The organism is Streptomyces sp. R33 (assembly GCF_041200175.1).
Classification (GTDB): domain Bacteria; phylum Actinomycetota; class Actinomycetes; order Streptomycetales; family Streptomycetaceae; genus Streptomyces; species Streptomyces katrae_B.
This window is the reverse complement of the sequence record NZ_CP165727.1, coordinates 2,716,525-2,731,186: the sequence shown is the minus strand read 5'-3', so window position 1 is coordinate 2,731,186 and position 14,662 is coordinate 2,716,525. Positions and strand designations below refer to the sequence as shown.

At 74.2% G+C, this 14,662-nt stretch carries 10 protein-coding genes; 9 read left to right on the top strand and 1 reads right to left on the bottom strand.

Annotated features, from left to right (window positions below):
- Nucleotides 1–11 precede the first annotated feature (11 nt).
- On the top strand, nucleotides 12–722 hold the full coding sequence (locus AB5J51_RS12305; RefSeq protein WP_053787764.1) for a ribonuclease HII: 711 nt from the start codon (nucleotides 12–14) through the stop codon (nucleotides 720–722).
- Nucleotides 723–781: 59 nt separating this feature from the next.
- Entirely contained in the window at nucleotides 782–1,441 is a 660-nt protein-coding gene (locus AB5J51_RS12300; protein ID WP_136222708.1) for a hypothetical protein, read from the top strand.
- Nucleotides 1,442–1,586: 145 nt separating this feature from the next.
- On the opposite strand, the gene AB5J51_RS12295 is transcribed toward AB5J51_RS12300, so the two are convergent.
- A complete protein-coding gene (locus AB5J51_RS12295; RefSeq protein WP_053787762.1) occupies nucleotides 1,587–2,216 on the bottom strand; it encodes a hypothetical protein in 630 nt (209 codons plus the stop codon).
- A gap of 418 nt (nucleotides 2,217–2,634) precedes the next feature.
- On the opposite strand from AB5J51_RS12295, the gene AB5J51_RS12290 reads away from it, so the two are divergent.
- The 7 genes from AB5J51_RS12290 to AB5J51_RS12260 all read left to right on the top strand — a co-directional run bounded on the left by AB5J51_RS12290 (nucleotide 2,635) and on the right by AB5J51_RS12260 (nucleotide 14,613).
- Nucleotides 2,635–4,794 carry a RecQ family ATP-dependent DNA helicase gene (locus tag AB5J51_RS12290; protein WP_053787761.1) on the top strand — a complete coding sequence of 720 codons (2,160 nt, stop codon included), beginning with the start codon at nucleotides 2,635–2,637 and terminating at the stop codon, nucleotides 4,792–4,794.
- Nucleotides 4,795–5,059: 265 nt separating this feature from the next.
- On the top strand, nucleotides 5,060–6,322 hold the full coding sequence (locus AB5J51_RS12285) for a DUF4192 domain-containing protein (protein ID WP_369777720.1): 1,263 nt from the start codon (nucleotides 5,060–5,062) through the stop codon (nucleotides 6,320–6,322).
- 293 nt (nucleotides 6,323–6,615) lie between these two features.
- Nucleotides 6,616–8,619 carry a glycogen debranching N-terminal domain-containing protein gene (locus tag AB5J51_RS12280; protein ID WP_369777719.1) on the top strand — a complete coding sequence of 668 codons (2,004 nt, stop codon included), beginning with the start codon at nucleotides 6,616–6,618 and terminating at the stop codon, nucleotides 8,617–8,619.
- A gap of 87 nt (nucleotides 8,620–8,706) precedes the next feature.
- Complete coding sequence (locus tag AB5J51_RS12275; RefSeq protein WP_053787759.1) at nucleotides 8,707–9,453, top strand: NUDIX domain-containing protein; 747 nt, start codon at nucleotides 8,707–8,709, stop codon at nucleotides 9,451–9,453.
- 167 nt (nucleotides 9,454–9,620) lie between these two features.
- Nucleotides 9,621–11,426: an ATP-binding cassette domain-containing protein gene (locus AB5J51_RS12270; protein ID WP_369777718.1), complete on the top strand. Its 1,806-nt coding sequence runs from the start codon at nucleotides 9,621–9,623 to the stop codon at nucleotides 11,424–11,426.
- A gap of 151 nt (nucleotides 11,427–11,577) precedes the next feature.
- Nucleotides 11,578–12,519 (top strand): FadR/GntR family transcriptional regulator, encoded by a 942-nt coding sequence (locus AB5J51_RS12265; protein WP_276611372.1) that lies wholly within the window; start codon nucleotides 11,578–11,580, stop codon nucleotides 12,517–12,519.
- Between the two features lie 519 nt (nucleotides 12,520–13,038).
- Nucleotides 13,039–14,613 carry an RNA polymerase sigma factor gene (locus AB5J51_RS12260; RefSeq protein WP_053787777.1) on the top strand — a complete coding sequence of 525 codons (1,575 nt, stop codon included), beginning with the start codon at nucleotides 13,039–13,041 and terminating at the stop codon, nucleotides 14,611–14,613.
- Nucleotides 14,614–14,662: the final 49 nt, after the last annotated feature.

Genomic DNA, 14,662 nt, shown 5'->3' with positions numbered 1-14,662 from the left:
TTGCTGGCGCCATGCCGTACGAAGCACCCACCCACACCGTCGAACGCTCCCTCCGTGCAACCACCGGTGCCAAGGTCATCGCCGGGGTCGACGAAGTCGGACGAGGGGCCTGGGCCGGTCCGGTCACCGTGTGCGCGGCGATCACCGGTCTACGCCGGCCGCCCGCAGGGCTCACCGACTCCAAACTGCTCACCCAGAAACGACGCGACGCGCTCCTCGGCGTCCTGGAGGCCTGGGTCACCGCGTACGCCCTGGGGCACGCCTCCCCGGAGGAGATCGACGAACTCGGGATGACCGCCGCCCTGCGGCTCGCAGCGGAGCGCGCCCTGGTGGCGCTGCCCGTGCGGCCCGACGCGGTGATCCTCGACGGCAAGCACGACTATCTCGGCCCGCCCTGGCGGGTTCGTACGGTGATCAAGGGCGACCAGTCCTGCGTCGCCGTCGCGGCGGCTTCGGTGATCGCCAAGGTCAGGCGCGACCGCATGATGGCCGAACTCGGCCAACTGGGCGGCGGCATCGAGGACTTCGCCTTCGGTGACAACGCCGGATACCCCTCTCCCGTGCACCGGGCCGCGCTCGAGGAACTCGGGCCGACCCCGTATCACCGGCTCTCGTGGGCGTACCTCGACGGGCTGCCCCGGTGGCGGCACCTCAAGAAGGTGCGCCGCAGCGAGGAGTCGGTGGAGCTGGAAAACGGAGGCCAACTCGGCTTCGATTTCTGATCGCACCCAGGTGCCACCCGCCGGTACGTTTCGTACCGGTGTTTGATAGACATCAACTCATGCCTCTCACCCCCGAGGAGCCTCAGATTCACGAGAGTGCCCAGGGTCCCCGCGTCACGCCGGCAGCGAGCCGCACCGCGCAGACCCCCCGCCCCGTACCTGGTCCGCGTCCCGCCGCCGTGCCGCGGCCCGGACGCCCCGGTCCCTCCCCCGCGGCGGCGAGCCGCGCCGGAGTTGCCCCCAGGCCCGCCCCGCCCGCGCAGCGTGCGCCGCAGGCCACCCCCGGACCCGTTCCCGCCACTCCCACCGCACCGTCCGTCTCCGCGGCGGTGCCGCAGATCCAGCTGATCCCGGCCTCCGCCGAGGGTGCGCTGGACGCGGCCGAAGAGGCCGTCGACCTGCTGCTCGACACCGGGCGCGCGCCCGGCGACATCCTGGTCCTCACCACCGGCGACCCGCACCCGTGGGCCGCTCACGAGCTGTCCTTCGGCGAGGCCGCGTACTGGGCCCTGCACGATGCCGGGGACGACGTGTTCTACGCGGACGCGGCGCAGGTCAAGCGCGCTGCGGGCCGTCCCGTCGTGGTCTTCGCGGCCAACGGCGGACCGGCCGGGGCGACTGCCGCCGCCCTGCCGGCCGCGCTGGCGCGGGCCGGTGCGCTGCTCATCGTGTGCGGCGACCCGCAGCAGATCAACTCCGTGCTGGGCACGGGCGTCTGACGCCCCGTGTCCCGGCGCGGGCATGGGGCGGGGCCGGTCGGCCGGCCCTGCTGAAGCCCGAGGCCTGACCTGCCGTACGCCCGCTCCAGGGTGTGCGGCCGTGAGGGCTGCCCGCGTACGGGTCGGCGTACGGGTGCTGTGGGGCTCAGCGTGCGGCGGTACGGCGCAGGACCTCGGCCGCGCCGCCGCCGGTGCGCAGGGTCACCGCGGGGAACTCGGCCACGGTGTCGCCGAGGCGCTCGGGCCGCGAGTCGGAGCTGGGCCGCCGGCCGCCCCGGCCTTCTCCCAGCACCTGCCAGCCGCCGCGGGTCAGCGTGATGTACGCGCCGCAGCGCAATCCGTGCAGGGTGCAGGCGTCCCGCAGCCCCCACATCCAGGCGCCGTCCTCCTCGGTCCACCGCTCGTCGCCCTCGCGGCAGTACAGCAGGACCGCCGTCCGCACCGGGGTCCGGCGCCGCAGGTCGTGGGGGATGACCCGGCGCAGCGCGGAGAGCAGGGCGTTGCGGTACTCCCAGCCGTCGGCCGAGGCCGAGCGCTGGACGAAGGACGCGCTCGCGACGAGCTGTTCCTCGGGACCGAGGACCGCGATCACCGCCGTCGAGGGCACCGGACCGTGCCGGGAGTGCAACCCGCTGACCACCTCGCGCGGATTGCGCAGCAGGGGGATGCCCGCCGATGTCCACTCGGCGGGTTCCAGCAGTCGGCCGTGCCGGCTGGCGCCACCGGCTGCCTGTGTCAGAGACGTGGTCGAGTGCGGGGCGAATCCGAAGGTCACGGTCCTCCCTTCGGGTACACGCCCGCGGACGGGCACAGCTGAAGTGTGGGCGCGCCGCGGCGTGGCCCAGGAGAGCGCCGTCGAGCCGAACGGGAGCACTCCAATTCTCGCGTGGCCAGCGAGCGTGCGGCAACGAGCAATTGGCGCCGCCGACCGGAATTCGCCGGTATGCCGTTCATATCCTTGCCCCGTCCCACCGAAGATGACTCATTCGGCTACGGCCGAAGCGCCAGTACCCAGCGGAAACACTCGCTACGGGCCAGACTCGACCGCGGCGCCGGGGTCCCGGTCCAGGCCTGGTGGAGGCGTGCTCCCCGGTATGGCCGCTCGAGCCGTCAGGAGACGTCGGCCGTCCGTGACCTGATCGTCACGTTGAGTGAATTGGCCGATTGTCCGCGCCATCGGGTTGCATGGGGGCATGGACAACCTGGAGCTCCGCACCGAAGCCGATGCCGTCCTCGCCGAGCTCGTGGGCGCACCGGGGGGTTCGGCGCGGCTGCGGGAGGACCAGTGGCAGGCCGTGGCGGCCCTGGTGGAGGAGCGCCGGCGGGCCCTGGTGGTGCAGCGCACCGGCTGGGGCAAGTCGGCCGTGTACTTCGTCGCGACCGCCCTGCTGCGACGGCGCGGATCCGGCCCCACGGTGATCATTTCGCCGCTGCTGGCGCTGATGCGCAATCAGGTCGAGGCGGCGGCCCGGGCCGGCATCCAGGCGCGCACCATCAATTCGGCCAACCCGGAGGAGTGGGACACGATCTACGAGGAGGTCGAGCGCGGCGAGACCGACGTCCTCCTCGTCAGCCCGGAACGCCTCAACTCGGTGGACTTCCGAGAGCAGGTGCTCCCCAAGCTCGCGGCCACCACCGGTCTGCTCGTGGTCGACGAGGCCCACTGCATCTCCGACTGGGGCCACGACTTCCGCCCCGACTACCGCCGGCTGCGGGCCATGCTCGCCGAGCTCGCCCCCGGTGTCCCGGTCCTGGCCACCACCGCGACCGCCAACGCCCGGGTCACCGCGGACGTGGCGGAGCAGTTGGGAACGGGCGCCGGCGAGGCGCTGGTGCTGCGCGGCCCGCTGGACCGCGAAAGCCTGCGCCTGGGCGTGGTGCAGCTGCCGGACGCCGCGCACAGGCTGGCCTGGCTCGCCGAGCACCTGGACGAGCTGCCCGGCTCGGGGATCATCTACACGCTGACGGTGGCCGCGGCCGAGGAGGCCGCCGCGTTCCTGCGCCAGCGCGGTTTCCCGGTCGCCTCGTACACGGGGAAGACGGAGAACGCCGACCGGCTGCAGGCCGAGGTCGACCTGATGGAGAACCGGGTCAAGGCGCTGGTCGCGACGTCGGCGCTGGGCATGGGCTTCGACAAGCCCGACCTGGGCTTCGTGATCCACCTCGGCTCGCCGTCGTCGCCGATCGCCTACTACCAGCAGGTCGGCCGCGCCGGGCGCGGTGTGGAACACGCCGAGGTGCTGCTGCTGCCGGGCAAGGAGGACGAGGCCATCTGGCGCTACTTCGCCGATACCGCCTTCCCGCCCGAGGCCCAGGTACGGCAGACCCTGTCGGCCCTCTCCGATGCGGGACGGCCGCTGTCCGTACCGGCCCTGGAAGCGGCGGTGGAGCTCCGGCGCACCCGGCTGGAGACCATGCTCAAGGTGCTCGACGTCGACGGAGCCGTCAAGCGGGTGAAGGGCGGCTGGACCTCCACCGGCCGGGAGTGGACGTACGACTCCGAGCGGTACGCCTGGGTCGCCCGCCAGCGGGCGGCCGAACAGCAGGCCATGCGCGACTACGTGAGCACCACCGGGTGCCGGATGGAGTTCCTGCGCCGGCAGCTGGACGACGAGGGTGCCGTCCCGTGCGGCCGGTGCGACAACTGTGCGGGCGCCTGGGCCGATTCCTCCGTGTCGGCGGAGACGCTGAGCGGGGCGGCGAAGGAGCTGGACCGCCCGGGAGTTGAGGTCGAGCCGCGCCGGATGTGGCCGACGGGCATGTCCGCACTGGGCATCAACCTCAAGGGACGCATCCCGGTCGGCGAGCAGTGCTCCACCGGGCGCGCCCTGGGCCGGCTCTCGGACATCGGCTGGGGCAACCGGCTGCGCCCGCTGCTCGCCGAGACCGCCCCGGACGGGCCGGTCCCCGACGACGTCCTGCACGCCGCGGTGGCCGTCCTCGCCGACTGGGCGCGCTCCGCGGGCGGCTGGGCCCCCGATGTCCCGGACGCCTCCGCCCGGCCCGTCGGTGTCGTCGCCGTACCGTCCCTCGCCCGTCCGCAGCTCGTCGGCTCCCTCGCCGAGGGGATCGCGGGCATCGGCCGCCTCCCGTACCTGGGCACCTTGACCTACACCGGACGGGACGGCGCGCACGGGGCACGCCGCAGCAACTCCGCCCAGCGCCTGCGGGCGCTGGCCGGTGCCTTCGCCGTCTCCGAGGAACTGGCCGGCGCGCTGGCGCAGTCGCCCGGGCCCGTCCTCCTCGTGGACGACTACTCCGACTCCGGCTGGACCCTGGCGGTCGCCGCCCGCCTGCTCCGGCAGGCGGGCAGCGGGCCGGTCCTTCCGCTGATCCTCGCGACGGCGGGCTGACACCCCTGGGTGGCGGCGGGTGGGGGTGCGGCCGGGTCGGGTGGTTCCCGGAGGCGGCCGCCCTGCGCGGCCGGTGCGGGGCGGCGGAGTCGGCCGCCGCGCGGAGGCGACGGTGTGGGTGTGGGCCGGTGGTCTGCGTTCATGCCCCCATGCAACGCGATGGTTCCGGCATCGCGCCAACGGCACTCTGAACCTGTGGATGTTGAACGATCAATAGTTATCCACAGGGGTTTCGTGATCCGATCGTCCGCGGGACCGTCGGGGCATGACGAACGACCGCGAATCACGCACCCCGTCCGACCGGCCCTCCATCAGCCCGTCGGGACCCGCCCTCGACCCACGGATCACCCTGCGCAGCCCGGCCGAACTGGCCGACGCGCTGCCCTACATGCTCGGCTTCCACCCCACCGACTCCCTCGTCATGGTCACCGTGCACGGCGAGGGCGGCCGCTTCGGCGGACGGCTCCGCGTGGGCATTCCTTCGGCCCCCGCGGAATGGGAGGACACCGCCCGGCAGGTCGCCGACTGCCTCGTCCGGGGCAGCGAGCGGCGCGGCGACAAGCCCGACGGCATCGTCCTCTTCCTCTGCCAGGACCCGGCCGGCGGCGAGAGCGGCCAGCGGGTGATGACCCGGCTGCGGCCCCTGGCCCAACGCATCCGGCTGGCCTGCGGCGCGCTCGACGTACCCGTGATGGAGGCGCTCTGCATCTCCGGCGGCCGGTACTGGTCCTACTGCTGCCCCGACGAGCGGTGCTGCCCGGCCGAGGGCAGCCCGCTGGCCGCCACCGGCACCTCGGTGATGGCGGCGACGGCCACCTTCGCCGGACTCCAGGTCAGGGGTTCCCTCCGGGAGATCGAGGGCCGGCTGGCACCGCTGCGCGGCGGTGTGGCGGTGGAGATGGAGCGGGCCCTGGACCGGGCGGCCGCCGCCCTCGTGCCGAAGATCCTCGACGGGGTCACCCGGCAGGAGGTCGGCGCGGAGACCGTCACGCTGGCCCGCACCCTGATGCGGCGGATGACCCTCGCCCCGCCCGTCGAGGGTGGTCCCGGGCCCGACGAGTGGGACGACGCGCTGCTCGGCCACGACGAGGCCGCCACCGTGATCCTCGGCCTCCAGGACCGCGAGATCCGGGACGTCGCGGCCGAGTGGATGGAGGGCGAAGAGGCAGCCCCCGCCCTGCGGCTGTGGCGGGCGCTGGCCCGCCGCTGCGTCGGGGCCTACGGGGAGCACGCGGCGGCCCCGCTCACCCTCGCCGGGTGGGTCTCGTGGTCCACCGGCGACGAGCCGACCGCCCGGATCGCCCTCGGGCTGGCCCTGCGGGCCGATGCCGAGTACCGCTTCGCCCAGTTGCTCCACCACGCCTGCAACGAGGGCATCGACCCGGAGGGCCTGCGGTCCTGCCTGAGGGAGGAGCGGCGGCGCCGGGAACCCCGCCGCAAGCGTGCAGTGGGCACCACCCGCCCTCCGGGCCGCCGGGCGGCGCAGCCCCGCCGTGAGCCCCGCCGCACCGCAGGGAGCGAACAGTGAGCCGGCACCGGCACCGGCACCGGGACCGGGACCGGGACCGGGGACGGGCCTGGCGCTGGGGTGCGGGCCCGGGCCTCGGCGGGGGGAATCCCGTGCGGCGGCTCCGGGACGCCGCGATCACCGCCCTGCGGCGGCGACCGCGTCACCGGCACGGCCCAGTGCGGGCGCAGCCGCCCCCGGGGCCCGTGACCCGAGCAGGGGCGGGGGCGTTCCCCTGGAGGGTGGCGGGGGCCCGGCCGCGCCGCCGCCCAGCGAAACCGGCCGGAGCGCAGACAGCCCAGACAAGGCGACCCATGGCCCACCCCGTACCGCCCGCCCGCAGGACCGAGTTGCCGCCCGTGCACGGCGCCGTCATCTGCGTCGCCGCGCCCTGCCTGGTCATCTCGCCGGAACACGGCCAGCTGACCGGGCGGGGGATCGACGGGATCTACCGCTCCGGGCGGCGGCTGCTGTCCCGCTGCGTGCTCCGGGTCGGCGGCCGGGACCCGGTCGCCGTCCAGGGGCGCAGCCTCGGATCCGACCGGGCCGCCTTCACCGCGACCGTCCGTACCGGGGCCGAAGCGGGCCCCGACCCCGACATCGGCGTGGAACGGGTCCGGCACGCGGACGGCACCGAGCGGATCACCCTGCGCAGTTTCACGGCACGGCCGATGCGCCTCCCGGTGGAGGTGGCACTCGGCACCGACCTGGCGGAGCTGGCCGAAGTGGCCGCCGGCCGGACCGGGCCCGAACTGCCGGCCGGCGTGCATGCCGCCGGCCTGCGCTGGAGCACCGGGGAGGCGCAGGCCGTCACCGCGGCCGAGCCGGCCCCGGACGACGCCCTCGCCTCGGCGGGACTGCTGCGCTGGCAGCTCGAGCTGGGGCCGGGGGAGTCCCGCACCATCGAGCTGCGGACCACGCAGGACCGCACGACGCGGGCCCCGGCCGGGCAGGTGGCCAATCCGCTGGCCGACGCCCGGGCCGAGGGCGACGACCCGCGGGTCGAGGCATGGTTCCGCACCAGCGTCGAGGACCTCGGCGCGCTGCTGATGCGGGACCGTGAGGAGCCGGCCGACGCGTTCGCCGCGGCCGGGGTTCCGTGGCGGCTCGGACTGGCCCCTGCGGAGTCGCTCTGGGCCGCCCGGATGGCGCTGCCGCTCGGGACCGGGCTCGCCGCGGCCACCCTGCGCACCCTCGCCCGGACCCAGACCGGCGGCCGCGGCCCCGACACCGGCAAGATCCCGGGACCGCTGCGCGGGGCGGGTCCGCAGCTGCCGCCGGGGTGCACCGGCACCGAGGCGACCCTCGCCTTCCCGGCGGTGCTGGCCGAGGCCCGGCGCTGGGGGTTGCCCGAGGAGGTGGTGGCCCGGCTCCTCCCGGCGGCCGAGCGGTGCCTGGACTGGCTGCGCGGCGCCCTGGGCCAGGACGGGTTCCTGGCCGATCCCGACCCCGGTCCGCGCCGCTGCGAGACCCAGGCGCACGCCCACCGGGCCGCGCTGCTCGGGGCCGATCTGCTCGCCGGATGCGGGCGGCCCGGCGCCGAGGAGTGGCGGGAACGGGCGGCCGCGCTACGGGAGCGGTTCCGGGAGGCGTTCTGGATCGACGGCCCGGACGGCGGCCGGCCCGCGGCGGCCCTGCACCCCGACGGGCGGCCGCTGCCCCGGCTGACGGGGGCCGCCGCCCACCTCCTGGACACCGGCCTGCTGGGCGGCGGCCGGCTCGCCCCGGGGCTGCTGGACCGGGTCCGCACCGAACAGCTCGCCCGCCTCCTCGGGGCCCCCGCCATGGATTCCGGATGGGGACTGCGCAGCATGGCGTTCCGGGAGCCGGGCCACAACCCCTTCGGCCACCGCTCGGGCGCGGTGCGGGCGTACGAGAGTGCCGTGGCGCTCGCCGGGCTGGCCCAGGCCGGCTTCGAGAAGGAGGCCGCCGGACTGCTGCGGGGCCTGCTGGACGCGGCGGAGAGCTTCGGGTACCGGCTGCCGGAGATGTACGCCGCCGAGCAGCGCACGATGGGCAGCGCACCGCTGCCGCACCCGGCGGCCTGCCGCCCCGCGGCGGTGGCCGCTGCCGCCGGGGTCCATGCCCTGACCGCCCTCGCCGGGATCCGTCCCGACGCCCCCGCGGGCACGGTCGCCCTCGTCCCGCTGCCCGGGGCTCCCCTCGGCGCCCTCCGGTTCTCCAACCTGCAGATCTCGGGGGAACCGTTCGCCGTCCGGATCAGCCGGCTGGGCCTTGCCATGGTGGAGGAGGCAGCCGATGCGCTCCAACTGGGCGGTCAGGGGTGTCCGGCGGATCATGGCCGGGCCCGGGTCTGATCCGCCGGACGTCCCCTGCTTGGGGGCGGCCGCCTTCGGGATCACGAAAGCGCTGTTTATCGTCAGGCAGACGACTATGATCGCGGCATGTCGCCCTACGACCCGTCGGCCTATCCGCCCTTCGCTGTCACCGTCGACCTGGTCGTGCTCACCGTGCGGCGTCACGCGCTCTGTGCGCTGGTCGTCCGGCGGGGTGAGCAGCCGTTCCAGGGACGCTGGGCCCTGCCCGGCGGTTTCGTGCGCGGAGACGAGGACCTGGCCGCGGCCGCGGCCAGGGAGCTCTCCGAGGAAACCGGCCTGTGCGCCCACGATCCGGCCGAGCCGGGCGCGGGCAACGGGGCGCACCTCGAACAGCTGGCCACGTACGGGGATCCGAAGCGGGATCCGCGCATGCGTGTCGTCAGCGTGGCGCATCTGGTCCTGGCTCCGGACCTGCCCGCGCCCCGGGCCGGCGGCGACGCCAACAGCGCGCGCTGGGCCCCCGTCGACGAGCTCCTGGCCGTCGAGGACGAGGCGGTCTCGGGGCTGGCCTTCGATCACGCCCGGATCCTCGCCGACGGCGTGGAGCGGGCTCGCTCCAAGATCGAGTACTCCTCACTGGCCACGGCGTTCTGCCCGCCCGCGTTCACCGTCGGCGAGCTGCGCCGGGTCTACGAGGCCGTGTGGGGCGTCGCCCTCGACCCCCGCAACTTCCACCGCAAGGTCACCGGGACCCCCGGGTTCCTGGTGCCGGGCGGGGGGACGACGACCCGTCAGGGCGGTCGGCCCGCCCAGCTGTTCCGGGCCGGCGGGGCGACCCTGCTCAACCCGCCCATGCTGCGCCCGGAAGTCTGAGGCCCCGCCACCCGCGACCTCGCCGCCACCGGCATCATCGCGATCCGCGCCGCCGTCGACACGGCCGCGAACACGCCCCGGTTGCGCCGAAAATCGGACATATCGCGTTATCTTGTTTGCGGTACTCACGCTGCCGCAGAGCGGTCTCACCCCCCGCGAGAGAAGCGATGCTCCAGGCCATCGGACTCACCAGCACACCCCGTCGAGACCTTCCGCCCCTCGTGGACGACCTCACCTTCGAGGCCCGCCCGGGGACCGTGACCGCCCTCCTCGGCGAACCGGGATCGGGCAAGACCACCGCACTGCGGCTCATGCTCGAACTCGAACCGGGCCGCGGCGTCACCTACTTCCGCGGGCGCCCGCTGCACCGGATTCCGCATCCCGGCCGTGAAGTCGGCGTGATGCTCGGCGACGTCCCCGGCAACCCGGCGCGCACCGTCCGGGGGCAGTTGCGGATGCTGTGCGCCGCCGCCGGGGTGCCGGCCTCCCGGGCCGACACCATGCTGGAGGTCGTCGGCATCGCGGGCCTGCGGGACCAGCGGCTCGGCTCGCTCTCGCTCGGCATGGACCGCCGGGTGGCGCTGGCCGCGGCGCTGCTCGCCGATCCGTGCACGCTGCTGCTCGACGAGCCCGCCGCCGGACTCTCGCCCCGCGAACGCGGCTGGCTGCACGGGCTGCTGCGCGGTCACGCCTCCCTCGGCGGCGTGGTGCTCTTCACCACCGACGACGCGAAGGAGGCCGCCCGCAGCGCGGACCGGGTCGTGAGCATCGAGGCGGGCCGGCTCGTCGCCGACCAGGACGCGTCCGAGTTCGCCCGTACCCGGCTGCGGCCGCGGGTCGCCGTGCGCAGCCCGCACGCCGCCCGGCTGGCCGACGTACTCGGTCGGGAGGCCCGGGACGCCCAGCGTGCGGTGGAGATCGTCGAGGAGTCCGGCAGTCGCCTGTCGGTGTACGGCAGCAGCTGCGCGGAGGTCGGCGAAGCGGCGTTCCGGCACGGCGTGCTGGTCCACCAGCTCGCCGACGAGACCGGGGACACCGGCGCACCCTGCCCGCCCGTACCGCCGGTGCCCCAGGCGCGCACCGAGCCCGGCACGGACCCTGCGAGCGACGCCGCTCCGGCCGAAGCCGGGTCCCTGCCCTCCCGAAGCGGCAGCCGGTCGGCTGCCCGCAGCGGGATCCCGGCCTCGGCGGTACGCCGGGTCGGCGGGCCGCTGCGGCCGCTGCGCTACGAGCTGCGCCGGGTCTTCGGTACCGCCATGCCCGTCCTCACCGCGGCCGTCGTCGTCGCCGTCTCCGCCGTCACCGCCCTGGTGCTGGCGCGGGCCGGCGGCACCCCGCAGAACCGGCTGCTCGCCGCCTGGCCGGAGCTGTTGCCCCTGCCCCCCGCCGCCCTCGGCGCGGGACTGCTCGGCGCCCTGGCCTTCGGCGAGGAGTACCGCTACCCCGTGCTCGCCGCCGACCGCGGCACCGTGCCGCGCCGGATGGGCCTGCTCGCCGCCAAACTGACCGTCTGTGCGGGCCTCGCCCTGGTGTTCGGGGCGCTCGCGGTCACCGCCGACGCCGCCGCCCTGAAGCTCGTCTTCGACCGCGGCCCGCTGCGCACCCCCACCGAATGGGTCTCCCCGGCGGCGAGTTGGGCCGGACTGCTCATCGGCTGCGCCTGGTCCGGCGTGCTGGCCTCCGGCGTCTTCCGGTCGGCCACCGCGGGCCTTGCGGCCGTGCTCGCCGTACCGGTCATGGTCGTTCCGCTCGTCCGCAAGGCGCTGGACGGCCCCTCCGCGCACCAGGCGAGCGGACTCGCGGCCCGGCTGCGCGGGCTGACCTGGGCGCAGTGGCCCCCGGAGGCGGACCGCCTGGTCCTGGGGGCCCTGCGGGTGATGGCCCAACCCGTCGGCACCGCGCTGGTGTTGTCGCTGATGGTCCTGTTGTGCGCCTATGGGTTCACAGGACTGCGTAGCCGCGTCCGTTGGTAAGGGACCGTTCGTGATCGTTCCGGTACCGGAGAAAGTCCCAACGGGACCGATCCGGTCCGCAACACGTGAACCGGACCACAACTCCCCGCAAAGAGCCCGGTTCTTTACGATAAGTCGTCAATTGCGTAGGTGGCACCGATCACCCTTTCGTGTGCTTTTCACCAAAGACCTCAAGGGTCGTCGAGGCAAGGCCGACAAAGGATTCGTGAGTACCCTTGCGCACACCATGATGACCGCCGCCCGCCATGCCGACTCCGGCCTCGCCGGCCCGGGCGAACTCGACCGCTACCCCTACGCGGAAGCCTCCGGGGCCGACCGCGTCGGAGCGCCCCACTGGGACGGCGCCGACGTCGAGTTGAGCCGGGTCGGCCGCCGCGCGGCAGGCAGCCGCGGCCGCGGACTGCACGGCCAACTCGTCCAGCAGCTCGGCCAGATGATCGTCTCCGGCGACCTCGGCGCAGACCGCCCGCTGGTTCCCGAGGAGATCGGCCAGCGCTTCGAGGTCTCCCGCACCGTCGTCCGCGAATCGCTGCGCGTGCTGGAGGCCAAGGGCCTCGTCAGCGCCCGCCCCAACGTCGGCACCCGCGTCCGCCCCGTCGCCGACTGGAACCTGCTCGACCCCGACATCATCGAATGGCGCGCGTTCGGCCCCCAGCGCGACGACCAGCGCCGCGAGCTCAACGAGCTCCGCTGGACCATCGAACCGCTCGCCGCCCGCCTCGCCGCCGGCCACGGCCGCCCGGACATCCAGCAGCGCCTCGCCGACATGGTCGAGATCATGGGCCACGCCCTCGGCCAGGGCGACGCGATCACCTTCGCGCGCGCCGACAACGAGTTCCACGCGCTCCTGATCCAGGTAGCGGGCAACCGCATGCTGGAGCACCTGTCCGGCATCGTCTCCGCCGCGCTCCAGGTCTCGGGAAGCCCCGTCACGGCCTGCGACCGGCCCGGCGAGGCCTGCGTCGCGCACCACGCGCGGATCGTCGAGGCCCTCGCCGCCGGGGACGCGACGGGTGCCGAGAACGCCATGCGCCAGCTCCTGATGGTGCACCCGGAGGTCGAGCGCGTGGTCCCCGCCCCGCGCGAGCACTGACGGGCGTACGGACGGCGGCGCGGGAGTACTCGCACGTGCCGCCGGAGGGCGTTGGCGGTGGCGCCGACGCCCTGGAGGCACCCGGGACGCAGTCCGGTGGGGGTACCTCCCGGCGGAGGCCGGGGAGACGCCCCGGCGACACCGGGCGTACGCAGGCCCTCGACCGCAGGTCAGCGGACACGGGCCCCCGGCGGGGGCCGGCCCCGCACCACCGTCGGCGACCTCGTACGGCGGCATCCGGCCGCGTCCGGGCCGCGTGTACGACCGTATGACCGGCATCGGGGCAATCGGGGTGTGACTTGGGCCACGAAGAATTCGGCGTAACACTCCGCGAGGTCAAGCGATGACCTAGAGAGGTGATGGCCGACGGAGGGAAGACAGCAGCCCTTGCGGGTGCTGTGCAGCTCCCCGGCCCCTGCCCGCGCCCCCGGCCCATCCCCAGTCGGTGGTCGTCGGCTCCGGTCCAGCACCACCCCGGCCGGGGTCGGAAGCCGTTTCCATCGTTCCGAGAGGTTGTTCGTGTCGGCCAGCACATCCCGTACGCTCCCGCCGGAGATCGCCGATTCCGAGTCTGTGATGGCGCTCATCGAGCGGGGCAAGGCCGAGGGGCAGATCGCCGGCGATGACGTGCGTCGGGCCTTCGAGGCTGACCAGATTCCTGCGACCCAGTGGAAGAATGTTCTGCGCAGCCTCAACCAGATCCTCGAGGAAGAGGGTGTGACGCTGATGGTCAGTGCCGCGGAGTCGCCCAAGCGCACCACCCGCAAGAGCGTCGCAGCGAAGACCCCGGCCAAGCGGACGGCCACCAAGACCGTCGCGGCGAAGACGACGGCTGCGCGGACCGTCGCCGCCGAGGCACCGGCGGCCGAGACGGTGGACCCGGAGCCCGTGGACGCTCTCGCGGAGGAGCCCGGAACCGAGCCCGCCGCGAAGAAGACGACGGCGAAGAAGACCGCTGCCAAGAAGGCCGCGCCCGCCAAGAAGACCGCTGCCAAGAAGACGGCGGCGAAGAAGACCGCCGCCAAGAAGGACGCCGACGAGGCCGGCGAGGAGGAGCCCGTCGAGGAGGGCCCCGGCGCGGTCAAGGCGGAGGCCGAGGAGGAAGAGGACGGCGGCGAGAGCAAGGGCTTCGTCATCTCCGACGACGAGGACGACGCCCCGGCCCAGCAGGTCGCCGTGGCCGGCGCCACCGCCGACCCGGTCAAGGACTACCTCAAGCAGATCGGCAAGGTCCCCCTGCTCAACGCCGAGCAGGAGGTCGAGCTCGCCAAGCGGATCGAGGCGGGCCTGTTCGCCGAGGACAAGCTGGCCAACTCCGACAAGCTGGCGCCCAAGCTCAAGCGCGAGCTGGAGATCATCGCCGAGGACGGCCGCCGCGCCAAGAACCACCTGCTGGAGGCCAACCTCCGCCTCGTGGTTTCGCTGGCCAAGCGCTACACCGGCCGCGGCATGCTCTTCCTGGACCTGATCCAGGAGGGCAACCTGGGTCTGATCCGTGCGGTCGAGAAGTTCGACTACACCAAGGGCTACAAGTTCTCCACGTACGCGACCTGGTGGATCCGCCAGGCGATCACGCGCGCCATGGCCGACCAGGCCCGCACCATCCGCATCCCGGTGCACATGGTCGAGGTCATCAACAAGCTCGCCCGCGTGCAGCGCCAGATGCTCCAGGACCTGGGCCGCGAGCCCACCCCGGAGGAGCTGGCCAAGGAACTCGACATGACCCCCGAGAAGGTCATCGAGGTCCAGAAGTACGGCCGCGAGCCGATCTCCCTGCACACGCCGCTCGGCGAGGACGGCGACAGCGAGTTCGGCGACCTCATCGAGGACTCCGAGGCGGTCGTCCCCGCGGACGCCGTGAGCTTCACGCTCCTGCAGGAGCAGCTGCACTCGGTGCTCGACACGCTGAGCGAGCGCGAGGCCGGCGTGGTCTCGATGCGCTTCGGCCTCACCGACGGACAGCCGAAGACCCTCGACGAGATCGGCAAGGTCTACGGCGTCACGCGCGAGCGGATCCGTCAGATCGAGTCCAAGACGATGTCGAAGCTGCGCCACCCGTCCCGCTCCCAGGTGCTGCGCGACTACCTGGACTGACCGGGCCGGGGGCCGTACGGAGGCGGCCGCGCGCGGGTGCGCTCGGCCA